The sequence below is a fragment of the Rhizobium viscosum genome (assembly GCF_014873945.1).
GTDB classification, from domain to species: Bacteria; Pseudomonadota; Alphaproteobacteria; order Rhizobiales; family Rhizobiaceae; genus Rhizobium; species Rhizobium viscosum.
In genome coordinates this window covers 3,316,964-3,336,372 of record NZ_JADBEC010000001.1, presented here as the reverse complement: position 1 = coordinate 3,336,372, position 19,409 = coordinate 3,316,964, and the positions used below count along the sequence as shown (strand labels likewise).

Genomic DNA, 19,409 nt, shown 5'->3' with positions numbered 1-19,409 from the left:
GGAAGGCTCCTTGACGTCATAAGATCAGAAACGACAAATCACATAAAGATATCTTTATGTCAACATATGTCCGTTGCTTTAGGGCATTGCAAGCCTTGGCGGATGACAGACTCGCCCGACCTCTATATAGGCGTTTTCCTAAAGGCATTGTGCACGAATTCGGAGGAGTACCATGGCACCTGCACTCGGCAACTGGTCCACCCGCGCCTATCATCGTGGCTGGCTGCTTTCGCAGGCCAACGGCCTCTTTGATTTCTTCCAGCACAATTCCGTCAATTCCAAAGGCGGTTTCTACGATCTCGACGACGCTGGCAAGCCGCTCAATGCCGAAGGTCAGGTGCGTCCGCTCCATATTGCCTCGCGCGCCGTCCACTGCTTCTCCATCGGCACGCTTCTCGGCCGTCCGGGTGCCGCCGATGTCGTCGATCACGGCATGAACTACATCTGGAACCATCATCGCGACCGCAAGAACGGCGGTTACTTCTGGTCGCTGGACAATAACGGTCCTGTCGATTCCAACAAGCAGGGTTACGGCCACGCCTTCGTCCTGCTCGCAGCCTCCTCGGCAAAGACGATCGGTCATCCGCTCGCTGACGGCATGCTCGCCGATATAACCGAGGTCCTGAACACGAAGTTCTGGGAAACCAAACACGGTGCTATCGCCGAAGAGTTTACCGCGGACTGGCAACCGCTCGATGGCGGCAGCTATCGCGGCCAGAACTCCAATATGCACCTCACCGAAGCGCTGATGGCCGCCTTCGAGGCAACCGGCGACCGCGACTACCTCACCAAAGCCGAAAGCATCGCCGATCTCGTCATCCGCCGTTCGGCCGGCTCCGTCGACTGGCGCGTCGCCGAGCATTTCGATGCCGAATGGAACCTCGACAAGGATTACTATCATCCGAACGAAATGTTCCGCCCGGCCGGCACGACGCCGGGACATTGGCTGGAATGGACCCGCCTCATCCTGCAGCTCTGGGCACTCGGCGGCAAGAAGATCGACTGGATGCCGGATGCGGCAAAAGCCCTCTTCGAGCAATCCATGGTGCTTGGCTGGGACAACGACAAGGGCAGTTTCCTCTATACGCTCGACTGGGCCGACAAGCCGGCCAAACGCAACAAGCTCTGGTGGCCGGCCTGCGAGGGTGCGGCTGCCGCGCACTTCCTCAACGAGCACCTGCCGAGCGATTATCACGAAGAATGCTACCGCAAGATCTGGAACGTGATCGAGCGCAGCTTCATCGACCATGAGAATGGCGGCTGGCACGAAGAACTGACGGAAGACCTCGTTCCCTCACACTCGCTCTTCCCCGGCAAGGGCGACATCTACCACGCCCTGCAGGCCTGCCTCATCCCGCTCTTCCCGGCAACCGGCAGTCTGACCAAGGGCATTGTCGAAGCCGGCGGCAAGCTCTGAGGCGAAAGCCTTAGTAGCCGGGCATGACCGGCGGCGCCGCGTTCGGGTTCTGCTGGAACCACTGGACCTCGGCGCTCGCGTCATCGAGTTCGTCCTCAACGTCGCGTTGCTCCCTGCGGATGCGGCGCATATCGTCTTCGAGATCGTCCATCCGCCGGCGGATATCATGCCGATCCGCATCGGGCGCATCCTTGAGCTTGCGCGACAGGTCGTCGATCTCGGCTTCCTTCGATCCATAATCGCTCTGCAGCGAGCTTAGCCGTGATTGCAGCGAATGCTGGCGGTTCCCGAGCGTATAGCCGCGCAGGAAGCCTGCAGCCGCCACCGGCGGGCAGACATTGGAGTAGCCGTGACCCGCCTGCCCGTGCATCAGGCCGCTCATCGGCGTGCAGTAGCGCACGAGACCCGCCTGATAGCCCTGATACCAGATCGTCTGATCGGGCACGATCTTTACCCGCTCGCAGGATTTGGCATGCGCGGCAAAACGCTCCTGCGGCTCGTAGCCGGCTGCGCCGTCGGATTCACCAATCACCCGCCAGTCGGCGGCGACGCATTCTTCCTTCGAGAGCGTATTGCAGGAGGCGAGGAAAAGGCTGAAACCAATGGCAGCAAAGGTAAAGAGCAAACGTAACATGATGTCCCGGCAGCAAGTCACAAAACCGGGCGCACCTTATCGTCACGAAATACGTCAGTCACCGGGAACGGATCGCGATCTTGCAATTTTCGTGGCTTTTATTTGTCGAAAATGCGGCAGACTCATGCAAGCCGCAGGCTTTCGAGATCCTTTGCCAGGATCAGTGCCAGCGCTTCGACCGCGAGATTGTGGTCGTCGCGCTGCGGCAGGCCGGATACGGTGACGGCGCCGATGCAGCCAGTGCCTCTGACATTGATCGGGAAACTACCGCCGTGCGGCGCATAATCAGCGGGCGAAAGCCCGTTGTCCTCAACCTTCTTGCCTTCCTTCTGCAGCTTGAGGCCGGAAGCGTAGCTGCTGCGGAAATAGCGGGACACCATATTGCGCTTGCGGCGCACCCAATTGACATTGTCAGGCGTCACACCCGGCAAGGCCGCATAGAAGACCGGCATGGAATGCAGCGTAATATCGATCGCGATGCCGAGACCACGTTCGGTAGCGAGTTCCTGCAAGAGCTTGCCGAGTTGCCAGGCAGTCGTCAGATCGAAGGCATCGAAGCTCAGCGCCTTTTCCTGTTCCGCAATCCGGATCAGATCCTCGTCGATCGACATGGCACGGCTCTCCTCTCAGCGTGATGATCGGCTGTGACAATTCTCACGCAAGGGGGAAAAGTAAAGTCAAAACTTGGCGCTATGCACTGCTCAGAGTTTCGGCGTCAGCATCTCGAAGCGGTCGCGGATCGTCGAGCAGGTATCCCCGCCGAGCCGTGCGATGGCATCGACCATGGCCGGATCCACATGCAACCGCTCGGGGTCCACCACCCCGTCGCGATAATGTGCATAAACGATCTCGCCCATGATGATCTGCCGTGATTTTCCGAGTTCGAGCGTCACATGCCGACGACATTCGAAGGCCGCCGGCGCCTCGTCGATCCAGGGCGAAGCGACCTTCACTCCCGGTACAGCCGTCAGCCCTGCCTCCTTTAACTCATCGACACCGCGCGGATATTTGGCACCGCAAGTATGCATGGCCTCGGCGATCGCGAAGGAAACGATATTGACCGTGAAGACCTCGGTCATGCGGATATTGTGGCCGGTATCCTTGAACGACATGTCCGGATGGTTCTCGACGCCGATGGCGAGGATCGGAGGATCGGCCGACAGACAGTTGAAGAAGGAGAACGGTGCGGCGTTGATGTGCCCGTTCTCATCCACCGTCGTCACGAGTGCGATCGGCCTGGGAATGATCGTGCCGATCATTAGCTTGTAGCGCTCGTGCTCTGTCAGCTGCTCGAAATCGAAGGAAATGGCCATCGGTTCAGACAGCCTTCAGAGCCGGCGAAAAACCGCTCATAGCCCCGATGAAGGATTTCGGCAGCGGCGAGGCATAAGAACCGCGCTTGCTGGTGGAAAGCCCAAGCGATACCAGCGCCTCGGCCTGCTTGACGGCCGCAGCAACGCCATCGACGACAGGTATGCCGTAGATCTCCTGCAATTCTCTCGCGAGATCGGTCATGCCGGCGCAGCCGAGCACGATCGCTTCGGCGCCGTCTTCCGCAAGCGCCCGCTCGATCTCGGCGCGCAGCTTACCGATCGCACCGGAGGCCGCATCCTCCAGTTCCAGCACGGGGATATCGGAGGCACGCACCTTGGCGCGATCGCCCATTCCGTAGCGGCGAACGAGATTGTCGATCAGCACCCGCGACCGCTCCAGCGTCGTCACGACAGTAAAACGCTGTGCGAGGAAGCCCGCCGTCACGACCGCGGATTCGCAAAGCCCGAGGATCGGGACGTCCGAGAAGCTGCGTGCCGCTTCAAGCCCGGTATCGTCGAAGCAGGCGATAACGGCCGCATGGTAGCCCGCACTTTGCCGCTCCTTAAGTTCGGAGATGAGCCCGGGAATCGCCAGCGCCCCATCATAGTGCCCCTCGATCGAGACGGGTCCCATGCGCGAGGTGGCGGCGATGATCTCCGTGCCTGAAGCAGCCACCGCGCGCGCGGCGGTCGCGGCCTTCTCGGTCATGGAGGCCGTGGTATTCGGATTGACGATGAGGATGCGCATGTCAGTCTGTCTTTGCCTGTCGCCGGCTGAGCATGGTCATGATGCCGAGCGCGATGAGAATGATGGTGAAGGAAAACAGCGTCGTCACCGTGCCGAGCGCATAGAGCACCGGCGTCGTGACGTTGGTCGTCATGCCGTAGATTTCGAGCGGCAGCGTATTGTAGGTGCCCGACGTCATCAGCGTGCGGGCGAACTCGTCATAGGAGAGCGTGAAGCCGAACAGGCCGACGCCGACCAGGCTCGGCGCGATCATCGGCAGCACAACATGGCGGAACGTCTGCCAGGATGTCGCGCCGAGGTCGCGCGCCGCTTCTTCATAGGCCGGCGAGAAGCGGTTGAAGACGGCAAACATGATCAGCACCCCGAAAGGCAGCGTCCAGGTGAGATGCGCGCCGAAAGCCGAGGAATACCAGGCGGGCTTGAGGCCACCCTCCTGGAAGACGACGCCGATGCCGAGCGAGACGATGATCGACGGCACGACGAGGCTTGCGACGGTGGCGTAGAACAGCACGGTCGATCCGCGGAAGCGGCGGCGGAAGGCAAGGCCTGCGAGCAACGACACGACGATGGTCACCACCATCACCATCAGCCCGAGCGAGAAGGAGCGTCGGAAGGAGGCGCCGAAATCGCCGACCGCCTGCTTCTCGAAGAGATTGAAGAACCAGTGCGTGGAAACGCCGTTCATCGGAAAGGTCAGGCCGCCATCCGGCCCTTGGAAGGAGAGGATCAAGATCGCCGACAGCGGGCCGTAAAGGAACAGCACGAAGAGGATGAAGAAGGTCGCCAGCAGATAGAATTCCAGGCCACGTTTTTCGTGATTCATCTCAAAGCTCCTTGCGGATGTCGACGACGCGCAGGATGGCGGCGACCATCAGCAGCACCACGGCGAGCAACACCACGGCATTGGCCGCTGCCGCCGGATATTGCAGCAGCGACATCTGGTTCTTCATCATCAGCGCCACCGAAGCGCTCTGTCCGCCGGACATCACCTGCACCGTCGAGAAATCCGCCATCACGAGTGTCACGACGAAAATCGTGCCGATCGCCATGCCGGGCTTTGCAAGCGGGATCACTACATTCCACAGGACCTGCCAGCCGGAGGCGCCCGCGTCGCGCGCCGCCTCGAATAGCGACCGGTCGATGCGCATCAGCGTGTTGAAGATCGGCGTCACCATGAACAGCGTGTAGAGATGCACCATGGCAAGCACGACGGCGAAGTCGGAATAGAGCAGCCATTCGAGCGGCTGCGGAATGATCCCCACCTGGATCAGCGTCGAATTGACAAGGCCGTTGCGCCCAAGCACCGGGATCCAGGAGATCATCCGGATGATGTTGGACGTCATGAAGGGCACGGTGCAGACGAGGAAGAGGATCATCTGCGTCGACGTCCGGCGGATGTGGAACGCCAGGAAATAGGCCACCCAGAAGCCAATGACGAGCGTCAGCGCCCAGACGATGGCGGTGAATTTCAGCGTATTGAGATAGGTCTTCCACGTCACCCATGAACCGAGCGTATCGGTATAGTTCATGGTGAGGAAATCAGGATAGAGGCCGGCGAAATCATAGTCCCAGAAGCTGACGACAGCGATCATGGCGATCGGCAGCAGGAAGAAGAAGCCGAGAATTGCAATCAGCGGCGTCGCCTGGAGATAGGAGATGGCTGAGGGGGAGAGGCGGAAAGAACGCCTGCCGCGGGCGTCGTGGCTGCTCTCTTCCGTTTCTGCTGCGATGGTCGCCATGATTTCTTCCCCGTTCCGATTGGGTCAGGTTGAACGAAGGCGCGTGCCGCCCCCTCATCCGCCTGCCGGCACCTTCTCCCCGCTGGGGAGAAGAGAATCGTGGCAGCGTCCCCGCCGCCACAACTTCGCTGTCGTCGCGCGACCCCAGCCGCAAACTCCCGCTTCTCCCTAGCGGGGAGAAGATGCCCGAAGGGCAGATGAGGGGGCGGAGCGAAGCGACGTCTTGAGCGTCAGCGAAAGACAGCGCGCACTCCGCCCTCTCAGCCAGCCTTACGCCGCGATGAACTCGTTCCAGCGGCGGACCATGTAGCGGTCTTCGTCCATGACGGAGTTCCAGCAGGCAACGGCGCCCATGCGGGCTTCGAAGGAGCCGCCGTCGCGCACGGCACCGGCCTTCTCCATGACCTTGCCTTCCGGCGAGAGGATATCACCCGCGGCCGGCTTGCCTTCGATCCAGTAGCCCCATTCGTCTGCCGTCATGAAGTTCTTGGCGGTCTCCATGCAGGCGGAATAATAGCCCTGGCGATTGAGGTAGCCGCCGACCCAGCCCGACGTATACCAGTTGATGTATTCATAGGCCGCATCGAGTTGCGCGCCCTTGAGGTGCGAGGCAAGGCCGAGGCCGCCGCCCCATGCGCGGTAGCCTTCCTTGAGCGGCTGGTACTTGCAGGCAATGCCCTTGGAGCGGACGGCGGCGACGGCCGGCGACCACATCGACTGGATGACGACTTCGCCCGATGCCATCAGGTTGACCGACTCGTCGAAGCTCTTCCAGAAGGCGCGGAACTGGCCATCGCCCTTGGCCTTGATCAGGAATTCGATCGTTTTGTCGATCTCGGCCTTGGTCATGTTGCCCTTGTCGGCATATTTGATGTTGCCCATGGCTTCCATGATCATCGCCGCATCCATGATGCCGATCGACGGGATGTTGAGGATCGAGGTCTTGCCCTTGAACTTCGGGTCCATGATGTCGGCCCAGCTCGTAATGTCGCGGCCGACGAGATCCGGGCGGATGCCGAGCGTATCGGCGTTGTAGATGGTCGGAACCATCGTCATCCACTGCGTCGGCGCCTTGGCGAACTTCTTGGAACCCTGCGCCTCGACGAAGCCGACCGTATGCGGCGCCGTGCCCTGAGCAATCACGCTGTCCGGCTTCATCTTGCCGTTGATGAACAACGGCACGATCTTGTCGTAATATTTGAGCTTCTTGACGTCCATCGGCTGCAGCACGCCTGTTGGAAACACCTTCTTGGCAATCCAGTATTCGATGTCGGCAATGTCGTAACTATCGGGCTGGGTGACGGCGCGCTGGGCCGCAGCGTCGGAATCCGTCGCCGTCATTTCCAGGGTAATGCCCAGGTCCTGCTTGCACTTCTCGGCGATCGCATTGATGTTCGAGACGCCGGTGCCGAACTGGCGAAGCGTGATGTTGGACTGCGCCCAGATGGTCGGAAAGCCGGTAATGGCGCCCGAGCCGGCAATGGCGCCGACGGCGGCGGCACCCGTCTTCAGAAGCGTGCGGCGGGAAATTCCCTTTTCCGCCTTCGTGGTTTTCGTTTCAGTCGTCATGGCAGTTCCCCTTTTCTTGATGCTGAAGGTCATGCGGAAACGCGGCCAAGGAGGACGGCATCCTCCAGAGCCCAACTCAAAGACACCGCATCGCCGACCGAAACCGGGCTGGCGAAGTAATCGCTGTCGCTTGCGATGACGGTGAAATCGTCGCTGCCAGCTCCGAAGACGGTGATCTTCACCGAGGAGCCGCGATATTCGATATTGGAGACGATGCCGTTGAAGCCGAGGGTCCATTCGGTCGCCACCTGAAGACGTACGCGGTCAGTGCGGATGCCGATATCGATGGGCTCGCCGACCTCCCTGCCCGTCCCGCGCACGGAAAAACTCTGCCCTTCCGGCACCGTCATCACGATCACGCCGTTCTCGCTTGAGGTGACGCGGCCGGAGAGCACGTTATGATCGCCCATGAAGCGGGCGACGAAGGCGGTCGCCGGCTTTTCGAAGACCTGCCGCGGCGAGGCCGCCTGCTCGATCTTCCCGTCATTCATGATGACGATAATGTCGGCGAGCGCCATCGCCTCTTCCTGGCTGTGCGTCACATGCACGAAGGTAATGCCGAGCGTTTTCTGCAGCTTTTTCAGCTCTGCGCGCATGCGGATCTTCAGGAACGGATCAAGTGCAGAAAGTGGCTCATCGAGCAGCAGCGCTTCCGGATCGGTGATCAAGGCACGCGCCAGAGCGACGCGCTGCTGCTGGCCTCCGGAAAGCTGCGCCGGCCGCCGGCTGGCATAGGCCTCCATCTGCATCAGCTTCAGCATCTCCAGTGCCTTGGCGCGGCGCTCGTCCTTGTCGACACCCTTCATCTTCAGGCTGAAGGCGACGTTGTCGACGAGGTCGAGATGCGGAAACAGCGCATAGGACTGGAACATCATCGCCGTGCCGCGTTTTGCCGGCGGGAAATCGGTGACGACGGTATTGCCAAGCCTGATGTCACCAGACGAAATCGTCTCGTGACCGGCGATCATGCGCAACGTCGAGGTCTTGCCGCAGCCGGACGGACCCAGGAAGCAGCAATAGGAGCCGGCCGGGATTTTCAGGCTGATGGCATGGACCGCCGTGGTCGCGCCATAGACCTTTGAAACGGATGCTATATCGATCTCTGCCGCTTTCGACATCGTGTCTTCCCCTGTTCGAGAAAGACAATGCATCTGCCGTGCCAATTTGGTGAGCACATCCTAAGCCCTTGCAAACCATGAATTTTTAATGGCATCATGCGGACTGACGAAATTTCCGGCACTTTTCGCGCTGCACACAAAATGGGCTTTCGTCCTCAATTCGTGCAGAAAATCGTATACAATTTCACCCAGGCCGTGCGTACAAATTCATTTAACTTTTGAGACGAAGGCAGCTATGGTTTGCCGACATCAAGGAAACCGATTTCATGAAATCCGCCGCAAGCGCCATGAGCCATGACGACATCAGGGAAACGGGCGTCCCGCAGATCCGCGATGCAATCAGGGAGGCTATCGTCGAGCGGCGCCTGTCACCCGGCACGAAACTGTCGGAAAGCGATGTCGGCAATCTCTTCAATGTCAGCCGCACGCTGGCGCGCGCCGCCTTGCAGGCGCTTTCCTATGAAGGTCTCGTCAGCGTCGAGAAAAACCGTGGCGCCTTCGTCGCTTACCCCTCTCCGGAAGAGGCCCGGCAGATTTTTGCCGCCCGCCGCCTGGTCGAGCCCGGCATTCTGCGCGAAGCAGCGGCCCGCATCACGCAGTCGGATATCCAGCATCTCAAGCAATTGCTCTTGGAAGAAGGCCGGCTGATGGGCGAGCGCGGCCAGACGGCAAGACGGGCCGAGATCAAGGCATCCGGCGATTTCCACCTGACGCTCGCGGCCATATCGGGCAATGCGATCATGCAGCGCTTCATGGAGGAACTCGTCGCCCGTTCATCCCTTGTGATCGCGCTTTACGGGCAATCGACCGTCTCGAGCTGCGGCCATGCCGAACACGGGGACATCATCGAGGCGATCGAAAGCAGGGAACTCGATCGCGCCTGCCATCTGATGCTCCACCACATCGCCCATATCGAGGCCGACCTCGACCTGCGCGAACGCAAGAGCCTCGGCCTCAAGGAAGCATTCGAACTCTGAAAACTCAGTGGCCCGGCGACGAGATATCAGCTGCGCGGCTGATCTCCTCCACGCTCATTGGCTCGCTGGAGCGCATCTTCACCTTGCCGTCAGTGCCAACAAGCACGAGCCCAAATTCGCCGCTGAGCGGCCCCTGAAGCTCATCCCGCAGTTCGTCGGCATCAAGGTCCTGCCCACCCTCGAAAAGCGAGAATGCGCCGCCGCCGGCGATCGTGAAAACCTCGATATCATCTTCGATCAGCCGCATCTGTGATTTGCGCAGCAATTCGTCCTGAACGATCGGCCTGTCGTCCTCGGCATCTGCAAAGACGATGAGGACATTCTTTTCGCCAAGAAACTGTTCCAGCGATCGTGGCGTATGAGCCTCGCGGACGCCCGTTCCCATAATTTCGTGTAGAATGGATCTCAACATGGTGCTCATTCCTTCTCTGCCTGTTTCAACGGCTGGAAATGAGCAGGGTTCCCCGCGGGGAACAGGATCGCGGCCAGTGCCGCGATCCTGGAAGGCCTAGTCGCGGGGTTCCGCTTCGGGTGCGCGCGTCGAAAGCGCTGTGATATCAGGCGTGCCATTGGCAAGAAGGCGCTTGCGCACCAGAACGCGCATGACGCGCGCTGCCGTGGAGAAGGTCATCTGGTCCAGCGGTCCCTCGCCTTCCCAGGGCTTGGTCAGCCGTTCGGTAACGGCGCCGACGATATTGGCCGGGACGATATCAGTGCATTCGCGCATGGCTTCGAAAACGAAGCTGATCGGAATGACCCTGCCTTCATGGGTGACAATCGGCTCCGTCAGTTCGCTGTCCCATTCCTCGTAGGCATAAAGCGCCTCACGGAACAGCTGTTGCAGGATAAACGGGGCATGTCCGTCGTGAAGTGGCGGCAGTGCATTCATCATGTCTGTCTCCTCTGATGGATTTAGCCAGCTTCCTCAAGACCCGGTCCGGATCGACGCGGAAATAACGCTCGGCTCCTCCTTCGGACCGGATACACGATTCATTTTATAGAGTAACACAGGCGTGATAAAGCCATTTCTGCCCACCTGTCCGCCGGCATGTTCTAACCGATTGAAATTCATTGCGACTTGCCGGCATTTTTTTGCTGCCGAGGCGGGTTCAAACGGCGTTTTCCCTCCAAGATCGCATCGGAAAGCCAGATTCGGAACCTTTAGCGTGCTGGCCGGTTTTGCCCTAGCAAGCAGTCTGGGGAGATTACCAATGACGCAAATTCACCGACCTGAACGACGCAGCCGCACCCTGCGTGGCCGTCCCTATAGTCTTCACGAATTCGCCACCAAATACGGCCTCAAGAACGAGCAGGCCGAAAGCCTCTTCACCCGCTTCGGTCCATCTTCCGTCGAACTCGACTTGCTGATGGCCGCCAAGCGCCGTCCGCCTGTTCTGCCCGATCGTATTCACGAGTAGGACAGGATCGTGAGCGGCAAGGACAAAATCCACAAGGACGCCGAAGGACAGTTCGCGCGTTCGGACGAGGGCCGCCGCAACAGCGGCGTCTCCAGCGCCAAGCCGCGCGTCATCACTCACTCCGATGATGCGACCATCCACTGCACGCCGCCCGGCCAGAAGCCGAACAAGGACTGGAACGTCAAACACGACGAGGCCAACAGCGAGCGGTCACGCTCCGAATGACTGTCCCTCCCTCCACCTCTTGGAGCGAAATTTCACAGAATATGTCTGGAACACATGTCAGGTGAAACCGTTCTTCCGGTGAGCATGGCGAAATGCCATGCGGCCCCATCGAAATGCCGGCATAATTGCCGGCTCCTTCTACAAGATCAGCTTGAGGTACCGCTTCGGCGGGAGGCCAATCGTGTGGAATCGATGTGGGAAGAACATTGGCGCAAGAAGGACGGAACGATGAGCAACACCTCCCGGCATGAGTGGATATGCAAGCGAGCCTACGCGATCTGGGAAATGGAAGGCAGGCCGCATGGCCGCGATGCCGAACATTGGCTCCAGGCAACAGCCGAACGCGAACGGCTGGAACATACGCGTGCCTCGACGGACGGCAATGAAGTCCTCGTCAAATTCCCGAAAACGCCCAAAGCACCCCAGCCGGCAGTTACCGCCACCCCACGCCAGAGGCTGTCGCGCGCCGGTTAATCCAGGGCGATCCTGAAACGAGCGGAGAAATCACCTTCCCACCACATGGGGAAGTTGGTTCCCCACTTGTTGTTGTGCAGGTTGAAGCGGATTCCATCAGCAAAATCCGGCAAGCCTTTGCAAAAGGACATGAAATCCCAGCTCTGCGGCGCAACCAGCGGCGTATCCAGGGGCTCGACGACGAATGCTCCGGCATCCCCTGATACGCCGCTGACCGCGTTGACCGCCTGTAACTGCGCGCCGCCGGACCGGGCGAAATTGCCGGACCGGTGCCACAGACCCATCTTCCTGAAGAGCCAGTCCTTTGCGCCATCAGGCGTGAACGACAGGAAACTCGCCTCCGGCATGCGGTTGGCCAGCTTGTCGCGCAAAGAGAGCCGCAGTTGCAAGGCATCGCCATCAGCCGAAAACTCCACGGCGAGCTGGCGTGGCGCCCCGAACCGCTCGACGGCCTCGGCCGGCATGGACAAGAGAACTCCAGCCTCGCCCGCATCTTCCAGGCTCGGCACAAAAACTTTCGAAAGCGCCGCACCCGAACGGCCAAGCCCCGGCTTGTCGTGATCGAGCACCGCCCATTCCTGCCGATGCGTCAGATAGCTGTCCATATGTCTGTTGACGTCGGCAGCATCATAGCTCTCATAGCGATAGGCGATCAGCGAACCATTGCGACCGGCAATCCGGCGCCCCAGCGGCGAAGTCACCGCAGCGACATCGCCCGTCACCTCGTCAAGCTCGATCGACCAGCCGCCGGCATCAAGGCGGGTCTCCCGGCTCGCGCTGCCAACGAGCGCCGGCGCGAAGAGTTCTGCGAGCACGGCCTGCACCTGTTGCTGGTCGTCGGCATCGAGTTCGGCGACGGCCTGATCGATATAGCCGCGCTGCTCGTCCCACGACGCCTCGGTGTAGGCGAAACGGTAATCCGTTTTGCGCGCGGTGTTGAAATCGGCTTTTGCCCAGGCCTTGTCATCACGCAGATAGGATTTGATATCCACCCCGCACGTATGCTCCGCCACCATGGCGAGGCCACGGCCGAAGGCGAGCCTGCGGCTGTTGAGCCCCTCGCCCACAAAGCGGTCATAGAGCCGCTGCAGAGCCAGAAATTTCGCCGTCTTCAACGGGTCCGCGGCGCTTCCGTGGATCCAGCTGTCACCCAACTCCAGCTCCAGCACTGGGAAACGCTCGCGCTTTTCCCAGAGGATCGCGCCGTAATCCTCCAGCGTCGCCGCGCGGATGATCGCGTCAGACTCGAGGCGGCGCATATCGCGATAGGCTTCCGCCGTCTGCGGCACGCTCTGCGGGCCGATATTGTCCTGCGTATGCGCAAAACTCAGCCCGTCGTCGAAACCTTCGGGGAAATAGGTCTCGCCATAGGAACGCTGGTACATGACAACGACTTCGGCACCATCAGGCGCGCGCCAACGGAAGATGTCAGGCACGTCAGGCGGCGGCGAAGCGGTGTTGACGCCGAGATGCAGGAAGCGGATGCCGGCCTCCGCAAGCAACGGCACCATGCCGAGTGTGTGACCGGGAACGTCGGTCATCTTCGCCGCAATCGTCTGCTTGCCGAAACGGCGGTCGAGCTCCTGCGAATAGGAAAGGCCCGCGCGGAACAGGTCTGGCGACATCAGCTCGGTATGGGTGGTGAAAGGCAGCCCGTGCCAGCGGATGAGCCCGCGCTCGATCGCCTGTTCAAGTGCTGCGACCTCGACAGGGGAACGCGAATTCAGATAATCCCAGATCAGCCACGCACCTGTTGTCCAGATGAACTTCGGCTCTTCAGGGTTTTCGGCATAGAAATGCGCACCGGTCTCGATCGCCTGCGGAATGAAGCGCTCGTGATACTGACGGCGAACCTTCTCGGCATGGTCGGTGAAACCGATATCGAGATGGGTCTTGAAGACCAGGTGCACGCGCTTTTCTGTCATCTGCATTCCGCTAGATCAGTCTCGCCGTCGTCAAGCAGCTCTCATGAGACGCAACGCAAATGATTTTGCGTTCGACACGCAATCCCAATCCCCTCCCAATATGGCACAATGGCATTTTGTGTAACCGTTTCCACAAACACCTTTGCGCTTTGTGGTAACGATCCGTCAAGCATATTTGCTTGAGTGGTCCCGAATATGCTGGATATTTCATCGAGCTGGACTTTGCCCATCTTGCTTCCGGCAGGCAACGCAAATTAAGTGGCGACAAAATGTGAAAACGTGTTCATACGCTATTAACCTGACCGGCCAAGGCGGTGCACGCACGATACACCTGTCATCTTGCTGCCTTACACGACATAGCCCGGACCTCTTGCCAATGGCCTCCATGATCGAAATCACCGTCCATGCCCCATGTTCGGATCGGGCGAGCGAATTCCTTCCCCCACGCGAAATTTCGCTGGGAGATTTCAACATGGCCATATCCGGGCGGACCGCTTTTCCGGCAGCCCGACGATCCGTCTGTACGGAAGAAATGCGTGACTGATGTAGCGATAAAGGAGCGACTATTTCTCTTCGCAGAGCGTCCGGTGAACCTCTGTCCAGAACAAGGCAAGCAACGTATCGCCGTTGCGTTCGGCAACGAGCGCGCGGATCAGCGCCTCGGAGCCAGCCATGTCCTGCCAGCTCGATCTCAGCCCTTTGGCTGCCTGATGGCATTCGGCGATATCGAACGTTCTCTTGCTGTCCATCTGGAGCCTCCCCGAAAAAGGCGCTAACAGACGGATATGGAAAAGTCATTCCCCGCATATGTGGGGATGCCTTGTATTTTTGACATTCCTCGCGGTAGGATTGAACGGTTTGAGACAGGCGGCACGATGACGGAAAATAGTTATTCCCAAAAGTTCGAACCCGTTTTCGAACAGATCAAGGCTGCGATCAATGTCGATGCTTCCATCCGCATTTTCCAGGCGGAGTATGCCGTCGACTATGTCACCTATCACCTCGCTCAGACCATTGCGGCAAAGATCGATGCCCCTTTCGTGCGCACCACCTACCCGGACGCCTGGGTGTCGCGCTATCTGCTCAACAGCTATGTGAAGGTCGATCCGATCGTAAAACAGGGCTTCGAGCGCCAGCTGCCCTTCGACTGGAGCGAGGTGGAGCCGACGCCGGAAGCCTATGCCATGCTCGTCGACGCCCAGAAGCACGGGATCGGCGGCAACGGCTATTCGATCCCCGTTGCCGACAAGGCGCAGCGCCGCGCGCTGCTGTCGATCAACGCCCGCATTCCGCTCGATGACTGGACCGCCATGGTCAAGCTCTATCGCAATGAGTGGATCGAGCTCGCCCATGTCATCCATCGCAAGGCCATCTACGAGCTCCACGGCGAGAACGACCCGGTGCCGACGCTTTCCCCGCGCGAAATCGAATGTCTGCATTGGACGGCACTCGGCAAGGATTACAAGGACATCGCCGTCATCCTCGGCATTTCCGAGCATACGACCCGCGACTATCTGAAAACCGCCCGCTTCAAGCTCGGCTGCGCCACCATTTCCGCGGCCGCCTCGCGGGCCGTGCAGCTGCGCATCATCAACCCCTAGGGTTTTTCCCAATCAGATCGAGCATTCTGTTAGCTGAGACCGGCCGGTCGATCGGGCGGCCCGTCTCAGCCGATGGAATGATTCAAGCTGACCAGAAAGGGCTCCAAACGACCCCCTCATATGCGGGGGCTCATCTGTAGGCACCCATATGAGGGAATTTCCGATACCGCCGTCCTGAACCATTCTGCCCTCACGAACCCAACACGCTGGAGGGAAAAATGTTCGTTATCATTCAGGCACATGAGTATCAGAAATACGCTTTCATACTCGACCAGATGTTCCGCCTGCGCAAGAAAGTCTTTGCGGACACCCTTGGCTGGAACGTTCCGGTAATCGGCCCCTTCGAGCGCGACAGCTATGACTCGCTCTGCCCGGCCTATCTCGTCTGGTGCAACGAAACCCGCACCCGCCTTTATGGCGGCATGCGCCTCATGCCGACGACCGGACCGACCCTCCTCTACGACGTCTTCCGCGCGACCTTCCCGCAGGCAGCCAATCTCGTTGCCCCCGGCATCTGGGAAGGCACCCGCATGTGCATCGACGAGGAAGCGATCGCCGACGATTTTCCCGATGTCGATGCCGGCCGCGCCTTCTCTATGCTGCTGCTGGCACTCTGCGAATGCGCCCTCGATCACGGCATCCACACCATGATCTCCAACTACGAACCCCACCTGAAACGCGTCTACAAGCGTGCCGGCGCCGAGGTCGATGAACTCGGCCGCGCCGACGGCTACGGCAAATATCCGGTCTGCTGCGGCGCCTTCGAAGTTTCCGAACACGTGCTGGACAGGATGCGTGCATCCCTCGGCATCGATACCCCCCTCTACACCCGCTATGTCCCGACGCGTTCCGTCGTGACTCAATTCCTGGAGATGGCAGCATGAACCGCTTGAGTGAAACCACCGTACAAAAAGACATCGGTGCGTTGGAACGACATATCCTCGCATCCCGCGATATCGCCACGCAGATGGGAGACCCCTTCCTCTCCTATCTCCTCTCGATGGCTCTCTTCACGATCTACGAGAAGAAGGCGCATCAGGAAAACGACCTGCTGAAGAGCAGCTATAACTAAGCAATTCCAGCAAAAGTGCGCAGCGGCTTTGCGTCCGGAGTTGCGTGAAAACAAAGAGATAGAGCATTTTCGTTATTCGAAGAAAAATGAAATGCTCTAACCGTTCCCCCGGCAGCGGCCGGGCCTTGAAGCAGACCTCCCCTTCAGGCCCGGCTGCGCCTCCCGATGTCAGGCGCCTTGTCGGAACATTCCGCTCCCCGGCCGGTTCTATGTGATCGAAAACCAAGGGAGATAGCCATGACGGACCGAAACGAGGACCGCGTGCGCGAACGCGCCTATGCAATCTGGGAAAAGGAAGGCAGGCCGGAAGGCGAAGATCTGCGCCATTGGAGCGATGCCGAAGCCGAACTGCGCGGCGACGAGACACCAAAGGCCAGCGAGCAGCGCAAACAGCTCGAAGAAACCGAAGGTGCCACCGGAGCACCGGGCATTCCTATCGCCTCGCCGTCGATGGCAAGCCCCGATTGATCGTTCCGACCGCAGCTACCGCGTCATGGCAGCGATCGTCGAGATCAAGGCCTCGTGTAGATAGGGTTTCGGCAGGAAAGCCGTGTTGGCCGGCAGCGACATGGGATCGAGCCGCACCATGCCCGAGGTGATGATGATGCCGATATTCGGCCGCATCGCCCTCACCCGCTTGGCGAGCTGGATGCCATCCATCGAACCGGCCATGTTGACATCCGTGAAGAGAATATCGACATCGTTGCGGGCCTTCAGAAGCACCATCGCCTCATCCGCGTTCCCCGCCTCGAGCGCCACATGCCCCACGTCTTCAAGCACGTCAAGAATATTGAACCTGATCAGCGGCTCATCCTCGACGATGAGCACCACGGCACCCTGGGAAGCCACCATTCTGCGATTGCCCTCTTCAGATCCACCCTGACAGAAGTAAATGTAGCCCGCCTGCGAAGGTTCCAGAGGGCAAACCGGAAATATGCATCGTCCACAGATGCTTGCGCTCATGGCTTGTGACTGTCCCGGATTTGCGTTAAGCGGACAAAAGCCGCGGGTGCCATTGCCCCGGCTGACCGCACCATGGGTGCCGGGCCTGTAGCTCAATGGTTAGAGCCGGCGGCTCATAACCGCTTGGTTGGGGGTTCGAGTCCCTCCGGGCCCACCATCTTTTCCCACCGAGATCGCCGCCACTAACTGTTTGAACGGTGTAGCCGGACGCGAAAAACCGGAATTTTGACAGCAAGTTCCGGAATTTTCGATTTCAAAAAGGGTGGAGCGACGACAGCTTGAAGCCCCTTTAAAGAGCCTTTGAATTGCAGAGGGAGGCGCGGGAGCCTTGCGCCTGTTTCTAGACACTTTGGCGACCACTACGATTTGAGGCGCTGGCCATTTTCCGAACCACGATGGTCCTTCATCGAAGGGATAGACAATGAGATGGCGCGGGCTGGCTTATGGTATGGTGTCGAGATACGCTGCGATAGGATCGAAGACGGCGTCCTGCAGCGGGATTAGGTTTGGCTGCTCGATCCAGACTCGACTGAAGAGAATGTCTGGATTTCTGCGGTAGGTGCCTGCCAAATAGCTGCGAAGCCTCATTTTTGCTTTCTTCTGTTCCGGCCAGCCCGCTATCCCAAGACACGCTTCGAAAGCACTGATGCAGCTTGCGATCGCCGCTTTGCCCCTCGTTCCCGCGGAGTAACAAAGACTTTCGAGTGAACCGCTTTGATTAGCGGCGGGGATCATCATTACGTGAATATTGGGGTTCCCAACACTGACCGCGCCGGGCTGATTTGGCGGCACCAAGCCAGCATCTGTGATTTGTTTGCAAACATCCGCGAATGCTGTCGCGGGGTCATCGTCATTGTCTGCAACAACAACAATGTCTTTCACTTTCTCGAAGCCGGTGATCGCGGGGAACCCTTCCAGACTTCTCTTGAAACCTGAAATCCCGGGCCCTGTCTCCTTGTCAGGAGATTTTATATGGAATTCCTTGAGCTGGCGCTGGGATATAAGGCCACGAAAGAAGCCGGCATCGTGAGGACCCTCACAAAGGATTAGTCGCGGAAGAAAAAAGGTGAATTCCTGCAAATGAGTGTCCCGCACGCTACCTTAGCTCTCCCCCGATCTCTAGACCCGCCTTTAGTTGTTTGCCGGTAAAAGTTCTCAGCAAAGGTGCTCCTCCTTCGCTTCTCTCAACGCGCCAAAGCATTATATCGGAGACGTCTTTCCCCGCCGCTTCCACAAGAGCGGTCAGCCATTCCAGGCTATGGGTTGTAGTGAATATCTGGGTACGGCTGGAACGGCAGAATGACAAAACAGATCTCCAGACGGACCCATAATGCTTGTAATAGACGCCGTTTTCCAACTCATCTACGAGCACTACGCCGCCTGGGTGAGCGGTGATCGCCAAGAGGATAGCGATGATACGGCTGATCGCGCCGGAAACATTAGCAACAGGTATCTTCTCGTCTATGCCTGTAACCGTGGCATGTAGAACAGGTGCGCCTCCAACGACCTCTATATTGAGGTCTTCAATCCACGGATATTCTCTCACGAACGCGCCTACAAAGTCTTTCGATCGGCGAGCCTTACTCAGTTCGGAAAACCGACCCGCTGTCTCCTGAGCCCCGATGGGCTGCATTGACGAGAAATAAAAGAAATCTGGCAGGTCCTCGCCGGTATTGCCAAAACCTACGCTCCCATTTGGATTGATCTGGAAAGAAGCGGGCCGCACGTTCCCGGTCGCGTCCTTCCACTGGAAAAGAAGGGTGCCCAGTCCGGTGGTCCCAGACGTTTCTCCCATGAATGCCGGTAGGAACATCGTTCCGCCTTGCGAACGGGAGATATAAAGCGAGCGCGCCTCTGGGCCATCGCCTGATAGCTCAATTGATATGGCTTTCGTCGTATCCTTCTGAAAGAAAAGGTCAGAGAAGATCGCGTCCTCTATTACCTTTGGCGAACCTGTGAAATTGCCTTCCAATCCACGCTGTTGCCTATACCTTATCGCAATGTCTGTGCCAGCATTTAGAGCCGCAAATATTGCTTCCAAGATCGTCGTTTTGCCGACACCGTTGTCGCCAACGATGACGTTAACAAGCCCACAGTCAGCTGCAGAAAGCTCCCTGAAGCACCTAAAATTGTTTACATTAAGCGTTCTGATCATCTGGAAGCTCGCACAAGGTGTATCGCCATTCTCCTGCAGCATGTTGTGACTCATCAGTTGC

At 59.0% G+C, this 19,409-nt stretch carries 24 protein-coding genes and 1 tRNA gene; 10 read left to right on the top strand and 15 right to left on the bottom strand.

What is annotated here, in order from left to right; all coding sequences use genetic code 11:
- The first annotated feature begins 172 nt into the window (after positions 1 to 172).
- Positions 173 to 1,417: an AGE family epimerase/isomerase gene (locus H4W29_RS16380; protein ID WP_192729839.1), complete on the top strand. Its 1,245-nt coding sequence runs from the start codon at positions 173 to 175 to the stop codon at positions 1,415 to 1,417.
- 10 nt (positions 1,418 to 1,427) lie between these two features.
- Here the strand turns inward: H4W29_RS16380 and H4W29_RS16375 are convergent, their stop codons facing one another.
- The 8 genes from H4W29_RS16375 to H4W29_RS16340 all read right to left on the bottom strand — a co-directional run bounded on the left by H4W29_RS16375 (position 1,428) and on the right by H4W29_RS16340 (position 8,538).
- Positions 1,428 to 2,051, bottom strand: a complete 624-nt coding sequence (locus H4W29_RS16375; RefSeq protein ID WP_192729838.1) for a DUF2799 domain-containing protein — start codon at positions 2,049 to 2,051, stop codon at positions 1,428 to 1,430.
- Between the two features lie 122 nt (positions 2,052 to 2,173).
- Positions 2,174 to 2,662, bottom strand: a complete 489-nt coding sequence (locus H4W29_RS16370) for a heme-degrading domain-containing protein (RefSeq protein ID WP_192729837.1) — start codon at positions 2,660 to 2,662, stop codon at positions 2,174 to 2,176.
- A 90-nt stretch (positions 2,663 to 2,752) separates the two neighbouring features.
- On the bottom strand, positions 2,753 to 3,364 hold the full coding sequence (locus H4W29_RS16365) for a flavin reductase family protein (protein WP_192729836.1): 612 nt from the start codon (positions 3,362 to 3,364) through the stop codon (positions 2,753 to 2,755).
- Positions 3,365 to 3,368: 4 nt separating this feature from the next.
- The gene (locus H4W29_RS16360) at positions 3,369 to 4,112 is read right to left on the bottom strand and encodes an aspartate/glutamate racemase family protein (RefSeq protein WP_192729835.1); all 744 of its coding nucleotides are present in this window, start codon (positions 4,110 to 4,112) and stop codon (positions 3,369 to 3,371) included.
- A 1-nt stretch (position 4,113) separates the two neighbouring features.
- Positions 4,114 to 4,935, bottom strand: coding sequence for an ABC transporter permease (locus H4W29_RS16355; protein ID WP_192729834.1), 822 nt, complete (start codon positions 4,933 to 4,935; stop codon positions 4,114 to 4,116).
- 1 nt (position 4,936) lies between these two features.
- Positions 4,937 to 5,851, bottom strand: coding sequence for an ABC transporter permease (locus H4W29_RS16350; protein ID WP_192729833.1), 915 nt, complete (start codon positions 5,849 to 5,851; stop codon positions 4,937 to 4,939).
- Positions 5,852 to 6,121: 270 nt separating this feature from the next.
- Positions 6,122 to 7,420 (bottom strand): ABC transporter substrate-binding protein, encoded by a 1,299-nt coding sequence (locus tag H4W29_RS16345; protein ID WP_192729832.1) that lies wholly within the window; start codon positions 7,418 to 7,420, stop codon positions 6,122 to 6,124.
- A 29-nt stretch (positions 7,421 to 7,449) separates the two neighbouring features.
- Positions 7,450 to 8,538: an ABC transporter ATP-binding protein gene (locus H4W29_RS16340; RefSeq protein WP_192729831.1), complete on the bottom strand. Its 1,089-nt coding sequence runs from the start codon at positions 8,536 to 8,538 to the stop codon at positions 7,450 to 7,452.
- Between the two features lie 266 nt (positions 8,539 to 8,804).
- On the opposite strand from H4W29_RS16340, the gene H4W29_RS16335 reads away from it, so the two are divergent.
- Positions 8,805 to 9,515: a GntR family transcriptional regulator gene (locus tag H4W29_RS16335; protein ID WP_192729830.1), complete on the top strand. Its 711-nt coding sequence runs from the start codon at positions 8,805 to 8,807 to the stop codon at positions 9,513 to 9,515.
- Positions 9,516 to 9,519: 4 nt separating this feature from the next.
- On the opposite strand, the gene H4W29_RS16330 is transcribed toward H4W29_RS16335, so the two are convergent.
- Complete coding sequence (locus H4W29_RS16330) at positions 9,520 to 9,927, bottom strand: DUF4174 domain-containing protein (protein WP_192729829.1); 408 nt, start codon at positions 9,925 to 9,927, stop codon at positions 9,520 to 9,522.
- Between the two features lie 96 nt (positions 9,928 to 10,023).
- On the bottom strand, positions 10,024 to 10,407 hold the full coding sequence (locus H4W29_RS16325; protein WP_192729828.1) for a BRA0787 family protein: 384 nt from the start codon (positions 10,405 to 10,407) through the stop codon (positions 10,024 to 10,026).
- Between the two features lie 319 nt (positions 10,408 to 10,726).
- Between H4W29_RS16325 and H4W29_RS16320 the strand changes: the two genes are divergently transcribed.
- The 3 genes from H4W29_RS16320 (at position 10,727) to H4W29_RS16310 (ending at position 11,632) form a co-directional block, all read left to right on the top strand.
- Positions 10,727 to 10,933: a hypothetical protein gene (locus H4W29_RS16320; protein WP_192729827.1), complete on the top strand. Its 207-nt coding sequence runs from the start codon at positions 10,727 to 10,729 to the stop codon at positions 10,931 to 10,933.
- A gap of 9 nt (positions 10,934 to 10,942) precedes the next feature.
- Entirely contained in the window at positions 10,943 to 11,158 is a 216-nt protein-coding gene (locus H4W29_RS16315) for a hypothetical protein (RefSeq protein WP_312872305.1), read from the top strand.
- Between the two features lie 228 nt (positions 11,159 to 11,386).
- Complete coding sequence (locus H4W29_RS16310; protein ID WP_192729826.1) at positions 11,387 to 11,632, top strand: DUF2934 domain-containing protein; 246 nt, start codon at positions 11,387 to 11,389, stop codon at positions 11,630 to 11,632.
- Here the strand turns inward: H4W29_RS16310 and H4W29_RS16305 are convergent.
- Positions 11,629 to 13,557 (bottom strand): DUF5054 domain-containing protein, encoded by a 1,929-nt coding sequence (locus H4W29_RS16305; RefSeq protein WP_192729825.1) that lies wholly within the window; start codon positions 13,555 to 13,557, stop codon positions 11,629 to 11,631. The two genes, H4W29_RS16310 and H4W29_RS16305, sit on opposite strands and share 4 nt — an antisense overlap.
- Before the next feature lie 563 nt (positions 13,558 to 14,120).
- Entirely contained in the window at positions 14,121 to 14,306 is a 186-nt protein-coding gene (locus H4W29_RS16300) for a hypothetical protein (protein WP_007824145.1), read from the bottom strand.
- Positions 14,307 to 14,432: 126 nt separating this feature from the next.
- On the opposite strand from H4W29_RS16300, the gene H4W29_RS16295 reads away from it, so the two are divergent.
- The 4 genes from H4W29_RS16295 to H4W29_RS16280 all read left to right on the top strand — a co-directional run bounded on the left by H4W29_RS16295 (position 14,433) and on the right by H4W29_RS16280 (position 16,698).
- Positions 14,433 to 15,158, top strand: a complete 726-nt coding sequence (locus H4W29_RS16295; RefSeq protein ID WP_192729824.1) for a LuxR family transcriptional regulator — start codon at positions 14,433 to 14,435, stop codon at positions 15,156 to 15,158.
- A 218-nt stretch (positions 15,159 to 15,376) separates the two neighbouring features.
- Positions 15,377 to 16,042: an acyl-homoserine-lactone synthase gene (locus tag H4W29_RS16290; RefSeq protein WP_192729823.1), complete on the top strand. Its 666-nt coding sequence runs from the start codon at positions 15,377 to 15,379 to the stop codon at positions 16,040 to 16,042.
- Positions 16,039 to 16,230, top strand: a complete 192-nt coding sequence (locus H4W29_RS16285; RefSeq protein WP_007824152.1) for a hypothetical protein — start codon at positions 16,039 to 16,041, stop codon at positions 16,228 to 16,230. The genes H4W29_RS16290 and H4W29_RS16285 overlap by 4 nt, the downstream gene beginning before the upstream one ends.
- Before the next feature lie 237 nt (positions 16,231 to 16,467).
- Complete coding sequence (locus H4W29_RS16280; protein WP_192729822.1) at positions 16,468 to 16,698, top strand: DUF2934 domain-containing protein; 231 nt, start codon at positions 16,468 to 16,470, stop codon at positions 16,696 to 16,698.
- A 15-nt stretch (positions 16,699 to 16,713) separates the two neighbouring features.
- Here the strand turns inward: H4W29_RS16280 and H4W29_RS16275 are convergent, their stop codons facing one another.
- Entirely contained in the window at positions 16,714 to 17,082 is a 369-nt protein-coding gene (locus H4W29_RS16275; RefSeq protein WP_192729821.1) for a response regulator, read from the bottom strand.
- 192 nt (positions 17,083 to 17,274) lie between these two features.
- Here H4W29_RS16275 and H4W29_RS16270 point away from each other — a divergent pair.
- Positions 17,275 to 17,350, top strand: a tRNA-Ile gene (locus tag H4W29_RS16270).
- Between the two features lie 284 nt (positions 17,351 to 17,634).
- On the opposite strand, the gene H4W29_RS16265 is transcribed toward H4W29_RS16270, so the two are convergent.
- Complete coding sequence (locus tag H4W29_RS16265; protein WP_192729820.1) at positions 17,635 to 18,273, bottom strand: DUF3226 domain-containing protein; 639 nt, start codon at positions 18,271 to 18,273, stop codon at positions 17,635 to 17,637.
- Between the two features lie 16 nt (positions 18,274 to 18,289).
- Entirely contained in the window at positions 18,290 to 19,390 is a 1,101-nt protein-coding gene (locus H4W29_RS16260) for an AAA family ATPase (protein WP_192729819.1), read from the bottom strand.
- Positions 19,391 to 19,409 lie beyond the last annotated feature (19 nt).